The 16,131-nt window shown below is 61.2% G+C and carries 14 protein-coding genes, 2 tRNA genes and 2 pseudogenes; 10 read left to right on the top strand and 8 right to left on the bottom strand.

Annotated features, from left to right (window positions below; genetic code table 11):
- Positions 1-6: 6 nt before the first annotated feature.
- The 8 genes from AC07XP_RS06695 to AC07XP_RS06660 all read left to right on the top strand — a co-directional run bounded on the left by AC07XP_RS06695 (position 7) and on the right by AC07XP_RS06660 (position 7,024).
- Positions 7-270 (top strand): UBP-type zinc finger domain-containing protein, encoded by a 264-nt coding sequence (locus AC07XP_RS06695; protein ID WP_139704574.1) that lies wholly within the window; start codon positions 7-9, stop codon positions 268-270.
- A gap of 101 nt (positions 271-371) precedes the next feature.
- Positions 372-1,076: a glutathione binding-like protein gene (locus tag AC07XP_RS06690; RefSeq protein WP_095745562.1), complete on the top strand. Its 705-nt coding sequence runs from the start codon at positions 372-374 to the stop codon at positions 1,074-1,076.
- A gap of 35 nt (positions 1,077-1,111) precedes the next feature.
- Positions 1,112-1,188 (top strand) — tRNA-Pro (locus AC07XP_RS06685).
- Positions 1,189-1,518: 330 nt separating this feature from the next.
- Positions 1,519-1,704 (top strand): hypothetical protein, encoded by a 186-nt coding sequence (locus AC07XP_RS06680; protein WP_139140528.1) that lies wholly within the window; start codon positions 1,519-1,521, stop codon positions 1,702-1,704.
- Positions 1,705-2,263: 559 nt separating this feature from the next.
- Positions 2,264-2,340, top strand: a tRNA-Arg gene (locus AC07XP_RS06675).
- A 174-nt stretch (positions 2,341-2,514) separates the two neighbouring features.
- Positions 2,515-3,753 carry a tyrosine-type recombinase/integrase gene (locus AC07XP_RS06670; protein ID WP_495264177.1) on the top strand — a complete coding sequence of 413 codons (1,239 nt, stop codon included), beginning with the start codon at positions 2,515-2,517 and terminating at the stop codon, positions 3,751-3,753.
- Positions 3,754-4,293: 540 nt separating this feature from the next.
- Positions 4,294-5,313: a P63C domain-containing protein gene (locus AC07XP_RS06665; RefSeq protein ID WP_495264176.1), complete on the top strand. Its 1,020-nt coding sequence runs from the start codon at positions 4,294-4,296 to the stop codon at positions 5,311-5,313.
- 406 nt (positions 5,314-5,719) lie between these two features.
- Positions 5,720-7,024 carry a hypothetical protein gene (locus AC07XP_RS06660; RefSeq protein ID WP_495264175.1) on the top strand — a complete coding sequence of 435 codons (1,305 nt, stop codon included), beginning with the start codon at positions 5,720-5,722 and terminating at the stop codon, positions 7,022-7,024.
- A gap of 136 nt (positions 7,025-7,160) precedes the next feature.
- Here AC07XP_RS06660 and AC07XP_RS06655 read toward each other — a convergent pair whose 3' ends face one another.
- Positions 7,161-7,361 carry a hypothetical protein gene (locus tag AC07XP_RS06655; protein WP_495264174.1) on the bottom strand — a complete coding sequence of 67 codons (201 nt, stop codon included), beginning with the start codon at positions 7,359-7,361 and terminating at the stop codon, positions 7,161-7,163.
- Positions 7,362-7,539: 178 nt separating this feature from the next.
- On the opposite strand from AC07XP_RS06655, the gene AC07XP_RS06650 reads away from it, so the two are divergent.
- The gene (locus AC07XP_RS06650; protein WP_495264173.1) at positions 7,540-8,130 is read left to right on the top strand and encodes a hypothetical protein; all 591 of its coding nucleotides are present in this window, start codon (positions 7,540-7,542) and stop codon (positions 8,128-8,130) included.
- 818 nt (positions 8,131-8,948) lie between these two features.
- Here the strand turns inward: AC07XP_RS06650 and AC07XP_RS06645 are convergent.
- The 6 genes and pseudogenes from AC07XP_RS06645 to AC07XP_RS06620 all read right to left on the bottom strand — a co-directional run bounded on the left by AC07XP_RS06645 (position 8,949) and on the right by AC07XP_RS06620 (position 12,876).
- On the bottom strand, positions 8,949-9,437 hold the full coding sequence (locus AC07XP_RS06645; RefSeq protein ID WP_495264172.1) for a hypothetical protein: 489 nt from the start codon (positions 9,435-9,437) through the stop codon (positions 8,949-8,951).
- A 92-nt stretch (positions 9,438-9,529) separates the two neighbouring features.
- Positions 9,530-10,102 (bottom strand): hypothetical protein, encoded by a 573-nt coding sequence (locus AC07XP_RS06640; RefSeq protein WP_495264171.1) that lies wholly within the window; start codon positions 10,100-10,102, stop codon positions 9,530-9,532.
- Between the two features lie 794 nt (positions 10,103-10,896).
- Positions 10,897-11,382, bottom strand: a complete 486-nt coding sequence (locus AC07XP_RS06635; RefSeq protein ID WP_495264170.1) for a hypothetical protein — start codon at positions 11,380-11,382, stop codon at positions 10,897-10,899.
- A gap of 117 nt (positions 11,383-11,499) precedes the next feature.
- The gene (locus AC07XP_RS06630; protein ID WP_495264169.1) at positions 11,500-12,045 is read right to left on the bottom strand and encodes a hypothetical protein; all 546 of its coding nucleotides are present in this window, start codon (positions 12,043-12,045) and stop codon (positions 11,500-11,502) included.
- Between the two features lie 9 nt (positions 12,046-12,054).
- Positions 12,055-12,607, bottom strand: a pseudogene (locus AC07XP_RS06625) (glycoside hydrolase family protein).
- Complete coding sequence (locus AC07XP_RS06620) at positions 12,607-12,876, bottom strand: holin (RefSeq protein WP_495264168.1); 270 nt, start codon at positions 12,874-12,876, stop codon at positions 12,607-12,609. Before AC07XP_RS06620 ends, AC07XP_RS06625 begins: the two are co-directional and overlap by 1 nt.
- 109 nt (positions 12,877-12,985) lie before the next feature.
- Here AC07XP_RS06620 and AC07XP_RS06615 point away from each other — a divergent pair, with 109 nt between their 5' ends.
- Entirely contained in the window at positions 12,986-13,207 is a 222-nt protein-coding gene (locus tag AC07XP_RS06615) for a hypothetical protein (protein WP_495264167.1), read from the top strand.
- A 4-nt stretch (positions 13,208-13,211) separates the two neighbouring features.
- Here the strand turns inward: AC07XP_RS06615 and AC07XP_RS06610 are convergent.
- A pseudogene (locus AC07XP_RS06610) lies at positions 13,212-15,397 on the bottom strand (PLxRFG domain-containing protein).
- Positions 15,398-16,131 lie beyond the last annotated feature (734 nt).

The raw sequence follows: 16,131 nt of genomic DNA, 5'->3' as shown, positions 1-16,131 counted from the left end.
ACGCCCATGCCCATCCACGCCTGCGAACACGTTCCCGCCGACCTCGCCCCACCGCACACGCCCCGCGGCTGCGAAGACTGCCTGAAGACCGGCGACACCTGGGTGCACCTGCGCCTGTGCGTGCACTGCGGCCACGTCGGCTGCTGCGACTCGTCGAAGAACCGCCACGCCACGAAGCATGCGCGGGCCGAAGGGCATCCGGTGATCCAGTCGATCGAGCCCGGCGAACACTGGATGTGGTGCAACGCGCACGAGCGGCAGGTGGGGTGACCAGCGGCCGAACGGCCAATGCCCGCACCCGCACGCGACCGCAGGGGCGTGTATATGCTGCCGTTCTCCCGTCACAACCCTCTCACTCCGGAGCCCGCGACATGCCTGCATCGCCCATCGAGGTCTATTCCTGGCCCACGCCGAACGGCCACAAGATTCACATCATGCTCGAGGAGTGCGGCCTGCCGTACCACGCGCACCCGGTGAACATCGGCACCGGCGACCAGTTCGCACCCGAGTTCCTGAAGATCAGCCCGAACAACAAGATCCCCGCCATCACCGACCCCGACGGACCGGACGGCCAGCCGATCTCGCTATTCGAATCGGGCGCCATCCTCGTGTACCTCGCGGGCAAGACCGGCAAGTTCCTGCCCACGGGCGACCGCGAACGCTACGACGTGCTGCAGTGGCTCATGTTCCAGATGGGCGGCGTCGGTCCGATGCTCGGCCAGGCGCACCACTTCCGCATCTACGCGCCCGAGAAGATCGCCTATGCCGTCGACCGCTACACCAACGAGGCCCGGCGCCTGTACGGCGTGATCGACCGACAGCTGTCCAAGCACAAGTTCATCGCCGGCACGAGCTATTCGATTGCCGACATCGCCATCTTCCCGTGGCTGCGCAGCTGGGAGAACCAGGGCATCACCCTCACCGACTACCCGCACCTGAAGGCCTGGTTCGACGGCATCGCCGCACGCCCCGCCGTGCAGCGCGGCGTGAAAGTGCTGGCCGACCTGCGCCGTCCCATCACCGATGACAAGGCGCGCGAGATCCTTTTTGGCAAGACACAGTACGAGAAGCGCTGAGCGGCCTCTTATTCGGGCTAGAATGGAAGGCTTGGCGGGGTGTAGCGCAGCCTGGTAGCGCATCTGGTTTGGGACCAGAGGGTCGAAGGTTCGAATCCTTTCGCCCCGACCAAAAGAAAAGTGAAAGCCTGCAACGATGAAAGTCGTTGCAGGCTTTTTTCTTTTCCGAGCCGCTCGCGATCACCGCGAATCTCACCGCCCTTTAGACGTTTCGTAGCACGACCCACGGCTTTCCGTACATCGGGCAACGCCGCTGCCTTGTTGTTACACCGTCAAGACAACCTTTTTCTTAAGGAACTACCCGCGAGGCCCTCGGCGCTCACGCAGAATCAAGCCAATCGTGATCGTGTTTACAAAGTAAGCGGAATCGCGTTTACAAAGCCGAAGAGCTGAGTCAGGGATGGACGTCGCAACAGAACCCTCACCCCTGGACCCTTTTCCGATGCTGAATTACTTTTCCCGCTGTTCTTGCGGCCTCAGGCATCTCGCACGCATCGAGCGCCGGCCATGGATGCGACTCTTCTCGAGCCTGCGCTTCTACCAATGCAGCGCCTGCGGAAAGAAGCAACTGGCGTCCGAACGCGCGGTGAACGACGCGGTCTGGAAGTACCGCTCGGAAAACGTCTGACGCCCTCTCGGCCCCAGCGATCCACAGAGGCATCGGACGGTCGAAACGCCGTCCTTAGCAATCTGTTGCGCGTGCAGCCCTTTCGCTGCATGCCCTGCGCCCCCACAGAATCGAACGCGGGTGCTTCACGGTTGCGCAAACCGCGAAGCAGCGTCGGGGAAAGAGTGTCGACACCTTCCCGGTTTGAACTCTTCTGTGATGCTGCTGAATCTGTTTCTCCGATGTTCCTGCGGCCTGGCCGGCCTTCGCCGCATCGAGCGGCGAACCTGGATGAGGATGCTGCCGGCCCTCAGGTTCTACCGGTGCAGCACCTGCGGCAAGAAGCAGCTCGTGTCGAAGCAGGCCGCCGAGACCGCCAGGGTGTCGTCCCGCGCCGACCCCGCCCTTTCGCCCGCTCAACGACCGCCGCCGAAGGCGTCGTGCATGGAGGGATGTAGGTAGAATCCGCGCTTCCCCGGTCAGAGGCAGAAGCGTCCAGACCGTTGATTTTTCGGGTCTGTTGCCGCACCGCTTGCGGCCCGAGGACCGAAGGCTCCGGCCCTCGCTTCTCGACCGGAATCTGCCCGTAGCTCAGTTGGATAGAGCACCTGCCTTCTAAGCAGGTTGTCGGGGGTTCGATCCCCTCCGGGCAGGCCATTTCTTGGCTCCACGTTCCCCCACAAAGAACCGTGAACAGCCATTTCCCCTCTGTAGAGACCGGCGGTATTGCTTCACGAGCAATCACGAAAAACCACTGAGATTCCTCCAACTTGGGGGAACAAACGGGGGAATGGGTACAGTTTTAGCCTCAGTCGCCGAAATTGTTCCCCCATGCTCACCGACACCGCCTGCAAGAAGACCCTCTGCCCTGCCGACAAGCTGCGGCTGCGCCTCGCCGACTCCGGCGGCCTCTATCTGCAGATCGAGCCCAGCGGCTCGAGGCGCTGGTTTTGGAAGTACCGCTTCGACGGCAAGGAAAAGCGCCTAGCACTGGGCAGCTATCCCGAGGTGACGCTCAAGGCAGCGCGCACCGGCCGCGACGACGCCCGCAAGATTCAACAGCAAGGCATCGACCCCGCGCAGCGCCGGCAGCTTGAGAAGCTCGAGCGCAAGGTCGACACCGATGCCAGCTTCGAGGCGGTGGCGCGCGAGTATCACAAGACCAAGAGTTCGGCGTGGAGCCCGCGGTACGCGGAGCGCTGGCTCTCCATCATGGAGAAGGACGCCTTCCCCTGGCTTGGCAGCCCGCCCCTATCCAGCATCACGGCGCCCATGCTGCTGCAGGTTCTGCGTCGCGTCGAAGCCCGCGGTGCGCATGAGACTGCGCACACCTTGCGCCAATGGTCCGGCCAGGTGTTCCGCCACGGCATCGCCACCGGCCGGTGCACCAGCAACCCAGCGCCCGACCTGCAAGGCGCGCTGGTGCCGGTGCAGGTCAAGCACATGGCCGCGGTGCTGGAGCCAGTGAAGGCGGGCGAGCTCATGCGCGCTATCGCCGCATACGCTGGTCAGCCGGCGACGCGCGCGGCACTGCACCTCTCCGCCCTGCTCTTCCAGCGCCCCGGCAACATCCGGCAAATGCGCTGGTCAGACCTCGTCCTCGAGAAGGCGCTATGGACCATCCCGGCGGCGGACATGAAGCGCACGAAGACCGCAAAGATCAACGGGCGCCCGCACCTGGTGCCGCTGCCACAGCAGGCCGTCGAAGTCCTTGTCGACCTCAAGCCGCTCACTGGCCACGGCCAGTACGTTTTCCCGAGCCTGCTGACCGGCGAGCGACCGATGAGCGACAACACCGTGAATACGGCGCTGCGCCGCATGGGCTTCGACAACACCGAGATGACAGCCCACGGTTTCCGTGCGATGGCGCGCACGATCATGGTCGAGCAGATGGACGTCGAGCTCGAGGTCATCGAGGCGCAGCTTGCGCACGGAAAGAGTGGGCCGCTGGGCGCCGCCTACGATCGCGCGGAGTTCGTGGTCAAGCGTCGCAAGATGATGCAGCTGTGGGCCGACCACCTCGACGAGCTGCGCCACGGAGCAAAGATTTTGGCGTTCAAGGCTGCATGAGCAGCACCCATGCCCTCTGCGGCTCAAGGCCGTGTGGAGGCGGCCGTCGACCTCGACGATAGCTGCAGGTGCGCGTCGGAGCCTGTCACTCTCCCCCCGCAAATCGGCCTGAGCCAATCAGTGGCGGCGTCGTTGGGTGGCATCGCCCTTAGGCGTTCGTCGCGCCACAGGTCGCGAGCGACCTCTTCCAGCTCGATAGGGTCGATGGTGTGCCATTGCTGATGCAAACGATGCGCGCAGGTGCCAATCCAAAGGGTGGCAGGGATTCTTTCCATCATTCACCCCCCGAAATACTGTATCTTTAAACAGTATATCGAAAGAGGTGCCCTACCTGGGGAGAACATCCCGGTTGAGCACTTGGGCGTGTGCCTGGAGGTCGTCGGCAACAAGCCCGGCGCCGTGGCACCACTGGCGGCGAGACGTTCTCGCCCTTGCCTCCAAGGAAACTTAGCAAGCATTTTTTCAGAAAATATGAAAATAAACTTGCTTTCCTCCATTCCCTAGAGAGAATACAAGCACTTTTCAAAGAAAGGTGCTTGCATGAGTGACGATTCGCTTCCTTCAAGACGTGCCAGAGGCGGTATTGCACGGGCAGAAAAACTAAGTCCCGAACGCCGCAAGGCAATCTCCAGCCAAGGAGGAAAAGCACGCATGGCAAGCGTTGCTATCCCCGATGAGGTGATACCGAAATTGCCCATCGCCACACACGGTTCGCTGGATCGCCCAATCCGAATCGGCGACATCGAGATCCATTGCTACGTGTTGCCGGACGAAACTCGCGTATTGGCTCTGCGAGCTCTTCACTCCGCATTGGGAATGTCGCACGGAGGCGGTCAAGGCGGTGTGCGCAAAATCGTCGCTCTTATGGAGCGATTCGAGAAAAAGGGCATACGTACCAACAACTTAGCCGTGCGCGCAAATCAGCCGATTCGCTTCATTCCCCCTCATGGTGGGAATCCCGCCGCGGGATACGAAGCATCCCTGCTGCCGGATATCTGCTCCGCGATTTTGAAAGCCTCACAGGAGGGGGTGCTGGATGCCCGCTTAGGCTACTTGGCAGAGCGTGCTGAAATCCTGCAGCATGGTTTTGCGACTCTGGGCATCATCGCGCTGGTCGACGAGGCAACAGGATTTCAAGAAATTCGAGCGAAAGATGCCCTTCAGGCGTACTTGGAACGGTTCATTCGCAAGGAGCTGGCAGCCTGGGTGCAACGCTTTCCGTTGGAATTTTTCCGCGAGCTTTACCGCCTTAAAAAGTGGTCATGGAATGGTTCCTCGCGTCGACCTGGCGTTGTCGGTCTTTACATCAAGGACCTTGTCTACGAGCGGCTTGGCCCTGGCGTTTTGGAGGAATTGGAACGGAAGAATCCAAGCGATGGGCGCGGGCAACGTAAGGCCAAGCACCATCAATGGCTCTCCGATGACATCGGCAACGTCGCGCTTTCTCAACACATGTTCGCGCTCATCGGATTTATGCGCGCTGAAGAAGACTGGGATTCTTTCAAGGCGCGATTTCATCGTGCCTTTCCAAAGAAGGGTGACAACCTCTCTCTGCTATGAGATGGGGCTATCCTGCATAGCCGAAAAGCCGCCTAGAAGGCGGCTTTTTCACGGGCGCTCACTCCTCGGACAATTAAGTCGTTAGACTTAATTTGCGGTCCCCACTCTCTATCCTCCCTCCTCCGGGGATCGCCTTGCCCGCCTTCGTGCGGGCTTTTTCTTGGGTGCTCGTCAGCTCCGTCCTCCCGAAAGCCAAGAGCGCTCCCAGCCGGGAGCCTGCAATTCTTGGCAGCATCGACATCTACAGCCAGAAATGAGCTGGACGCCATCGCCCACAGTCTTAACAATCGACCGCGAGCTGGTTTTGACGCCGATGGCGGTCTTCCATCACTTCACGAAAGCCGCTCGGCGGACTCCAGCCTTCCCCGCTGATCCAAGCATTGCGCTTGTAACCTAAACCCTTCACATGAAAATCAAACTCTGCCTAGCACTCTCGATATTGGGCTTAGTCCAATCTGTCTGGGCCAGTGACATAGCAATTCAGAAGAACGTTTTTAACTCCAACTTGCGCATTACGGCATCAACAGATCGCTTTGCAGGAGCAATTTATTCGGTGACTTTTCGCGGGAAAGAATACATAAACTCCAAGGATCATGGGCGCGAATTGCAATCAGCATCGTCTTTTGATAGGTTTGGGGAATGCTTCAATCCTACTGAAGCTGGCCGTGATGCAGATGGCGTTGGACTGACCAGTTCAAGCGTGCCAATAAATTACTCGAATCCGAACAACGTGCTGCAAACAAGCACCAACATGGCGTTCTGGTTAGCGCCAAACACGACACCCAATGAAGGGTGTGCTGATAGTGGGGCCACAGCATCGCAAAATACCACAATCGTCTCGGGCCATATATTTGAAAAATCAGTTTCGATTGGCCACCAAGGCATCCCAAACGTTGTGCGTTATGAGGCTTCATTCAATGTGCCCGAAGCGCATCAACAAGCCACCTTCGAAGCTGTAGCAGGCTATATGCCGCCGGATTTTACAGAGTTTCGGATTTACGACCCCGTCAAACGCACATTGTCCAGTACGTTATCCACTCCCTCCGAACAAATGGGCGAACAGGCGTGGCCCGTGATAGTTGCCACAAAAGATGGACGCCACGCGATGGGCGTTACCTCTTTCGATCTCCCTCACACAGCCTCGTCACCCTTCACGCGTGGCCGATTTTATGGACGCTTTCGATTTCCAGGAGAAACAAGCAAGTTTAATTGCGTTTTTCGCGAAGGTGCTATTTCCGTAGGAAAGCACACCTACACCTGCTATGTGGCAATTGGTACTGTGGATGAGGTTATGGCAGCGCAAAACTCTCTATATTCAAGTGGTAGCCTGCCGATTCCTGTATTCCGATTTTACAACGGCAAAGACCATCTTCTAACATCCACATATGGAGAGGGTGCTGGTGCGGGGTACAGCTTCGAGGCAACAGCATTCAAGGTCCACTCCACCAATTTTGATGGAACGATGGTGCAGATATATCGCTGCGTCACTGGTGACGGCGATCACTTTATTTCAGGCGACCCAAATTGCGAAGGCGTAAATCTCGATGGCCCTTTCGGCTTCATTTCTCCCACGCATCGCACAGGCTTCACCGCCTTGTATCGATTTTACAAAGCGGCAGATCACGATCACCTAGATACAACCGACTATCAAGAGGGTTTGAATGCTGGTTATTCGTACCAAAACACAATAGGCTACGTTTTGGTGAATTGATTTTTCAGCGACGCTCTGCATCCGCGTCGATCGGCAGCGAACGAAAATCGCACGGCTCGCATCGACTTTGTGTTGCGTAAGGGAAATGAACGTCACCACTTCCACCAACGCACCAGCATCGCCCAGATGATGGGGCTCATTCCAGGCTCCCAAGACAGTACCGCGTCTCGTCCGCACGGCGGTTGGCCAAGCCCTGGACGAAGAAATAGACCTTCACCCCGGTGTTCGGGTCGATGCGGCTCGTGAAGCTCCACACGAGCTTGCCGTCATCGCCGCGGCTCAGGCGCTGGCAGCGCCGCGGGTCGCGGGTCGCGGGTCGCGGGTCGCGAAGTAGCATGCGCCCATGTGGAAGCCCGCCAGCCCCATCGTGATTGCTGGCCGCACCTTGACCGATCAGGAGGCCTGGCGGCACAAGTTCAAGGACGAGTTCTACGAACTGTACGAGGGCAACGTGGCGCCCTGATAGATCGTCAGGTTGCGCTTGGCTGCTGGGTTGGATGCGGACATGGGGCGGCATGCTGCCGGCCCATCCCGCCATCGTCGAACGCCACAGGGGGCCGTTCAAGTGTCTATGCGATCATTCGCCGAAGGCTGCCATCGCCCACAAACGAACGGTCATTGAGGAGAACATGAAGAATCATGCTGAAAGCCGTGCAGCTCCCTTAGGGCGCAGCACCAACCTATCAGCCTTCCGCCGTTCACTTTCGGTGGTGCTGCTAGTGGCGCCTGCATGTGTTCTTGCGTGCATGCCAGCGATGCACAACGAACCGACCGCCTCACTGAGCGACTTCTACGATGCCGACGCGCTGGTCGCTCTTGTCACAGGCAATCCGGCGTATTCGCAAAAGTCGGCCAATGGCATCACCAGACTCAAGGTGGTTAAGTGGCTCAGAGGAACAGGCCCTAGCGAACTTGATGCCAAAGGATTCCCACTGCTCGACGAACGCAGTCCGATGTTCAACTCGTGCAGCCTTGGCACGCTCTATCCAGGGAAACAATACATCGTGGTTTTTGACTCTCCGCTGAGCGGGGATTTCGCACATATCTATAGCCAGCCGCGCGCGGCTGGCAAACTGGTGGTGCAAACGTCTTGGGAATCTCCATAGCGCGTCATGGCTGTAGGCGGCCAGAACCGGACTTTCAAAAAATGGATCACCTTCCCATCCTTCTGCTGTTCCTTTTGGTCTTCGGTCTTTTCTTCTGGCGTCTCGTATTCGTAGTCACGATCAGCATGCTTTTTGCTTTTTTGGTCTCCAAGACGACTACCGCAAACACTGCGTACTTCAGCTACGCCCTGCTTCTTGCTAGCTTAGCGGGAGGCGTTCTATGGGAGATAAGAGCTCGTCGGCGACTTCGCGCGTCCGTTTTTTCCGACGATCATCGGTAGCGTGTTTATCGGGGCGAAGCGGTCTGTTGGGAGGGCGGCTGGCTGAGCCATGGAGATCAGATGCATGACGGAGGTAGCTGAGTTCTCGGTGTGGGCCAAGATTCGCCGAGACGCCAAGCGAGAATTTCGGAAGTGGATGGCCGCCCAGACCGGGTGGAGAGAAATCGACGTTCACCGACTGCTAGTTGCAGCGGTGGATGCGGGCCGGCCGGTTGAACTCTTCCAACTCTTGGGATGGGAAGACGCACACGTTGAGCTTGGAAGGCTGCCGGCATTTGTCGAAGCCGGAACCGAGCAACTGACGGTGACTTCGTTCGCTCCAAGCAACCAAACGCCATACTGCGCCGTCCATTCGCTGTACACGTGGAACCTAGGATGTCCTGTGTGCGAGGAGAACTATGTCCATAGAGGCGCCAGAAGTAGGCCAGAGCCAGACTGGGTGTTTCATGAGTGACCGCTTTGGAGCGATGCGTAGAGCCGCTTTGGGCCCACTGCAGTCTCTCGCCTTGCTCCAGAGCAGTCATTCGCCGCTGGCATCTACGGACGCCGTTCACGTGCGCCTGCGGCCTCCGAGAACACATTCCAATAGGCAGCAAGGTAGGAGTTCTTTTGAGAAAGCTGCTCAATCCGCTCCACGACGCTCTGGTCCAATCTGACCCTATCCCAAAAAAGCGCGACTCGAATTCGCGCGTCTTCAAACACGCCCTTGGCGGAGCGGTTGAAGCCACAGAAAAAGTAGAGCCTAAGTAGCGCTTCGCCAACAACGTTGGCGTCCATGTCCGAAAGGGCACCGATCAGCACTTCGCTCTCGTCGACCTTAGATGGATGAAGAATGCTGACCAGGCATCCGCGCCAGCTAGCTGGCTTCGTCTTTGCAGAGCGGAACAATACTGCGCGGTCTTCTGCGTTCAGCCTAGAGAGAAGCTCTTCGCCGTCTTCATAGGCGTACTCACACCAGTTCATTGAGTCCGGATCGGACTTCGTCAAAAGAGCATCGAGTTCGATAACTGCGTTGGACTGCTGCATGGGAATGTCTGGTTCTGGCCGATTGTTCCCCGCCAGCCGGTCAGTGCGCACACGCTCAGGCCGTCGCGGCCCGCCGAGCGGAGCACATGGCCCTAGTGACGGACAAGAATCGCAAGCCCCGCCACGATTTGGCAGACTGCGCCGAGCTTCGCAGCCATTGATGCGCCCGGCGAAAACATCCACGGCAAGAGGCACAAGGCGCCGAGGACGACGAGCGATATTCCCGACCATGGAGGCGGAACGGTCAATGCGATAACGAGCAGTAACAGCAGCTGGGCGCAAACGGCCCACATCGATTTGGCAACAAGCCTGAGCCAGTCGGGTGGACTGAGCCAGCCTGGGAGGGCACGCGGGCGATTCAGTTCGTGGCGAATTCCCGAATTGGACTTCGTGCGCGGCCGAAGCTCAATGCTCGGAAGTAGCGCAATGCAAACTCCAATGAAGAATCCGTTGAGCGCGGCCAGGACCACGGACCTGCTCACGGCGAACGTGACTGCTGCCACCATCGCGCCTGACCCAGCGAACCATTTGGCAAATTTGATTGCGCCGAAGACAGGCTCGACCGCGGCGCCGCATGAGGGACAAGTCTTCTCGTTCATCCCCCGTTGGCCCTGCCACTCCGGGGAAAAAACACCGATGACGCTCGAGCATTGGCTGCACTTCATGAGGAAGCCGGGACGTTCGCGAAGGCGCAGCGATGGTTCATCGTTCTTGAAATCAGAAGGTGAATTCGAATGTCGGGTTCTGGCCGGATTCTGCCGGTCGTAGTTTTAGCGCAGCCGTACGTCGGTGCATATGAGCCGAACGAATGTCGTGCGAAGGTCGTTCACAAAGCCCGCCATGTCATCGAGACCATGCACTTCAACATCGCGGCTGTCCGTGTGGAGAACGACACGCATCAACTCACTGTCGTACCAGTAGAGGCTTGCTCGGCCGACCTCGGGACTTGCCAGGAGCAAGGTGCGGGACGTTGGAGTATCCCGCGATATTCCGCCGGAAGTGACGTCGATGAATGTGTTCTCGAGAACAGCCACGGACGGCCGTAGCCACCTGCGAATCACCAGTACCAGCACGGCCACTGCTAGAGCGAGAGCAAGATAGACGACAAGTACTGGGAGTTGCCCCGTCTCCAGAGGCGCAAGCTTCCAATAGCCGACAGGCGCGACAACGCATGCCACGGTTGCGGCGCCCCAGAATCTTCCAGTGTGCGAAAAGGGCCGGCCAAGAAAGGCTTTGCGCGTCTCAGACAATCGGTGCTTCATCGCGATTTGCCAAGTGTCCTTGGGGATCTGTACTTCCGAATACGCGAACAGGCGAGGTCAAGTGGAGGATGGAGATGAGTGTCGGCTTCTGGCCGACTGTAGCCTGTCGCGCCGCCGTCGTGAACGGGCCCGTTGCAGTCCTTCAGCCGCCCGACCTCAGCGGTACAAAGCTGTCTTTCACCCGTTGCCCCAGCTAATCATGCGTACTTACGCAGCACTCGGATCAGCCGTCGTGCGTGCTTCTCAATCGCCGGCCAATCCCACAGGTCGGGTTCGCCCAAGCGGGGGTAGGTTTTGGCCCAGGCACGCGCGCGTTCAGCGCTGTTAACCGCGATGCGACAGCCGACCAAGCCGGGCTGGCGGAATTCGAGTTGCAGTTGTATGAGGCCCCATCCGCCGAGGGTGTAGCGCCAAGTAGCGCCATTGGCGGCGGGATTGCTCAGATCGATGCGTTCCTGCACTGCAAGGCCGCCCGTCTCGGGATAGTGCAGCGCCAGATTAGCTGTGGGGCGGCCGGCTGCCAGTTCGGCGGCGATGAACTGCTCGAGCGCTGGCTGGTCGTCGAATTGCATCAGTTCGCAGCCGGGCACGGCATAGCCCTCCATCACCACGGGTGAGCCTTGGTAAACCGCGCCCAATACCTGGGTCAATGCCTCTCGTGGAATGCTGTCTTTGCGTTGCATAGGTTTGAGTGTGGCCGAGCAGTCGCTGGCCTACGCGCAAGCCGAAGTTGGTGACTGGCTGATAGTGGCCGATAGTATCTGTTCGCCCTTGCGTCGCGAAAGGCCGCTAGCCGCCTGTCACGGCACGCAAAAAGCCCTGTCAACGTCGAGCTGCGCTTTCAACGCCTTCACTTCACTGTCTCGACGTGTGACGATACTGCGAGCTTCCTCCTGAAGGCCTGCAAATCGAGCAAGTAGCTCTCCTGCTTCGCCAAAAAGGCTGTCGATGGTGCTGGGTCGATCTCCTGTATCACCCGCGCCAGCTGCGTGGGTTTGGGCTTCTGCGCGATCACGGGCGGCGAAGGCTGCGAAGGCGTCGCGCAGCCCTGCAGCGAGTTGGCCATTGCTGCGCTCAGCAGCGAGACGAGCAGCAGTTTCTTGAGCGAGTGCATGGGTGAGTACCTGTTGTGCGGCCGCATGCGCAGCCATCTTTTCGGAAGAGCGTAGCGCATCGGTCAGCGCCACGCGGTCGCGAGCCGAAACCTCCTCCGCACGGTCGCGCTTTTCACTTGCAAGGTCAGCGCGTGCGACGGTCGCGCGCGTGCGCTCGACGCAGCCCATGCCCCAGCCCGCGACTGCGAGGGCCAGTAGCAGCCAGATTGCGAGGTTACGGATATCAAGCATGGCCCTTTCCTATTGCGCAGCAAGGCACGCGCTGTGTCGGGCCTGCTGCCGCACCCAGACGCCCTTGCAACCCTTGGGGCCCCAGTTCTGCGGCAGCCGGCAGTCGCGACCAGCCTGGAAGCGCCAGGCCAGCAGCGCTTCGCAGGCGCCGAGATAGTCGCCGCGCAGCAACCACGTCCGCGGTGACTTGGGCTTCAGCCAGTTGCCGATCCCGTACTGCCCCTCGAAGTCCATGTAGAGGTCGTATTCCTCCTGGAGCAACTTCACGTCCGGCAGCGAGTCGGCGAAGCGCTGCTCTTCTGCACGGTGCAGGTTGCGCGCGAGCTCGGCGGCGCGCCGGCGCGTGATGGGGGTCTGCAAGCGTCACCCGCTTGCCCTCCTCATAGTGGGTCGAGCCGTGGCCGATGGTCGGCACATCACCCCGTGTCGGAACGTAGGGGTGCAACACCTCGGTGCCGCCTGCGCGCACCGTCACCGGGCCGTTGCCTTCGTTTGCTTGCCACGCGGCGAACCCGGCGACGGAAAGGGTCAGCGCGGCAACGGCGATGCGAACGCGCTGCATCAGTCGTCCTCCCCGAGCGCGGCCAGGTCGGTGTCGGACTTCATGCCGCGGCGCAGACGCGCAACGCGCAGCTCGTGCTCGACTGTCTGCCGGCGGTTGGCCTCGCGCTTGTAGTACCACGCCAGCACCAGTCCGCCGACGGCGACGAGGGCGCCGACCAGCCCAAAGAATTCGTTGGAGAGGAACCACCCGACGCCGGTCATGCCAACCCCGGTCACGGATGCCTTCCCGCCGATGGCGGCCAGAGTGTCGATGGTTTCGTTTCGCATGAGCCCGGATGATTCCGGGGCAAGCACCTTCGGTCGAACCCTAGAGGGGGCCTAGACTCGAAATGTTTCAGCACGAGCAAGCCAGCTCACCACAAAGGAGACTTCCAGAATGGGCCTTGAAATCAACGAGCACGGTGCCCGCGTGATCCTCGAACAGGCAGAGAAGCTGCTACAGCAAGCCCTGGACAAGATCAAGGAATGCGAGGAAAAAATGTCAAAGGTCAGGGACGCGGAAGTTGAAAAGCTGACCGCCGAAATGCATTGGGCGCAGAGCCTGAAGCAGTTCGCGGAAACGAAGATCGAGGAGATGAAAAAGCTCCTCGACTCCTAGCCGCTCAGGCGGCATCCGCTTTCGTCCGCGCCAGGTCTTCCCGCATCTGTGCCCGCATCGCGCGCGGCGCAGTGTCCGCGATCCGCTCATCCTTGGACTTGCGCATCTCGCGCACCCGGCGCATCACGTCGGGGATGCGAACCAGCATCGGCTGCTCAGGGTTCTTTCGATTCCACGTCGCCACCTGGTCGCGGGCCTGTTGCACCTTCTGGGGGTCGCTCTCGAAGAGGCCTTGAGCCCCCAGCGCTCGAATTTCCTGGGCACGCAGGTTGTAGAAGGCCTTCGCGCCCTGGCTGATGCGATTCGCCTCCTGGATCGTGGCCACGCTGCCCGGCTGGAAACCGATGGACTTCATGGCCGCTTCTAGCGCTCCGGTGTCGAGCACCTTGTAGCCCTTGGCGTCCCGATACATGCCAGTGGCCGCCATGTCGGCGCCCTTCACAAGGTTGCGCACGGCTGCTGGCGACATTTCCAGCATGCCGGCGCCCACGTCGCCCGTCAACACGCTACGGCCGCCGGACAGGATGCGGCTGGCGAAGTCGCCGGCCGGGCCCGCGATCTCGAGCACGTCGCGCGCGTGGCTCGTCTTCTCCAGCAGCAGCCCGGTGCCGGGGATCAGGTTGCCCATGCCCAGGCGACCCGGCACATCGAGCGGCGCGCCCGGCAGGCCGCTCACGCCCTTGTCGATGAACTGCGCGATGCCGCGCGGCAGGAGGCTCTCCAGGAACTCCTGCCGCGCCTTCTTCGCCGAGAAGTTGTAGCCCATCATCTGCGCCAAGCCGTCGGCGGCATCCTCCAGGTCTTCGGCGAACGGCAGGCCGCCAGCGCCCCCCATCAGCATCAACATGCCCAGCGCCAGCAGCGCCGCGCGCTTGCCCTCGGGCCCGCCCTGCGTGTACATGCGGTGCAGCAGCTCCAGGTAGGCCACGCTGTACGTCTTGAACGTGAGAAGTGTGCCGCCGACGGCACCGCGCGCCCACTCCATCTTGTTGGCCTTCGAGTAGAGGAACTGCGTCTCGGTGATGGCTTTGCGCGCGAAGTCTGCGGGGTCGGCAATGCCCTGCGCCTTCTCGGTGCGATAGGCCGCGATGAAGGTGATTCGGCGGTTCAGCTGCTCAGCCACGCCGAACACCTTGCCCCATGCCAGCGACACGCGCGACAGCGCGTTCTGGCCCCGCGCGCGCAGGTCACCAGCCCGGGTGCCGTCACCCGAGCGCAGCGAGCCAGCGCCGCGCGCCTGCGCCATCAGCTGGTGCACCTCCTGCGGCGCCACCACGCCCTCGGCCTCGGCGCGCTTGAGCGCGGCCGCGAGGTCAGGTTCGTAGTTTTTGCCGCGTGCGGCCAGATCCTTTGCGGCCCGGCCGATCTGTGCGGCCGCAGCCTTGGCGCCGCCGTACTGGCTCAGCCAAGGGAAAGTCACCTGCACCGGCTGCAGCGCATTCACCAGCGCCGATGCGACCGAGCCGCCCAGGTACTGCGCGAACAGCAAGCCGCGCACCGCCTGCGCTTCTTCCTGCGGGTTCTTCACGTAGTCGGCGAGGCGCACGGCCGCATCCTTCAGCTCGCCCTGCTCTTTCGGGATGGCCGTCACAGCCTCGCCCAGGTCGCCCATGTTCAGGCCGGCGGCGGTCTGCCGCGCGTTGGAATACACGAACGTCGCCAGCACGCGACCCACGTCTTCGCTGAAGCCGGCGATGCCCTTGCGGTGGATCAGCCGGCGCATGGCGCTGCGGTTGTCTTCGTGAGGCGCAGGTAGTCCTGGAAGGCCTTGTCCTGCGCGCTGTCGCCGGTGGAGTCGAGGCCGAGGGCATTGCCGAACAGCTCCAGCGTTTCCGGCGTCACGCCGGCGAACATCTTGAAGGCCTCCTCGGACAGCGTGCCCTGGCTGACGCCGGCCTCGCCGAACTCCTCGCGCATGCGCGCCGCCATCGTGTTGGCCTCGCGTGCGGTCTCGAACAGGCCGAAGTACTGGCGTTCACCGGCGGCGTCCACTGCATCGACGGTGAAGCGCCCGAAGCGCGACAGCGGCGCGTAGCCGCGGGCTTGCAGGTCGCGCACCTTGTCCGCGCGGTCGATGATGCCGTTGGCGGTGTTCAGCAGCAGGGTCGCACGGTCGGGCTGGTCGCCCGCCAGCTGCACCAGGTGGTCGCGGATCAGCACTGCGGCCGTCTGCGCATCCGGCGCATCCATCACCCTGCCGCGCAGGCCCTTGGCGTCGTCGCCTGCGTAGCGCAGCATGTCGGCCCGCGCCATCGTGTCCAGGCTGCGGTCGGTGGCTTCGCGGAACTCGCGATAGAGCTCCAGCTGGCCATCGTTGAGGTTGAACATGGAGCGCAGCTCGGCATCGCTCCAGACCACGCCTGGCTGCAGCATGCGCGACTCGAAGCGCGTGCCCACAGCCTTCTCGTAGGACTCCAGAGGCATGCCCTGCCACGCCTTCAGCATGCGCTCGTCGAGGTGGCCGTTGCGCAGCAGGCGCTGCGCCTTCTGCTCGGAGGTCAGGCCGGCGGCCGCATCGATCAGGCTCTGCACCGGCACGGCCTTGCCCTGCTCGTCGCGGGCCCACGTCAGCGTGCCCTCGAACACTGGCTTGGCGACAGCCTTGTTATCGGCGGCAGCCACAGGCGACTTCAGGGTGTCGCGCCAAGTCTCCAGCTTCGGCAGCAACTTGGGCGCCAACTCGGCGGCGTCGTTGGCGAAGAAGCTCACGTCGTCCACGAAGGCCTGCGCGGCTTCGAACACCGGCTTGAAGGCCGGCGAGCGCTCGGCGAGGTGGTACATCGTGCCCACAGTCTTGTGCCACCAGGACAGCGTGCCCGGCGCACTGAACGTCTTGTTCAGCTCGGCGTAATAGTCTGACGAAGGCCGTCCTTGCCTGATGCGCGGGCCGCGGGAAGCATCTGACCCGAATCGCAGACCCGCTT

This window comes from Variovorax sp. GW531-E2, assembly GCF_059423125.1.
Note: the sequence above shows the minus strand (reverse complement) of the source record. Positions and strands in the feature narration are given on the sequence as shown.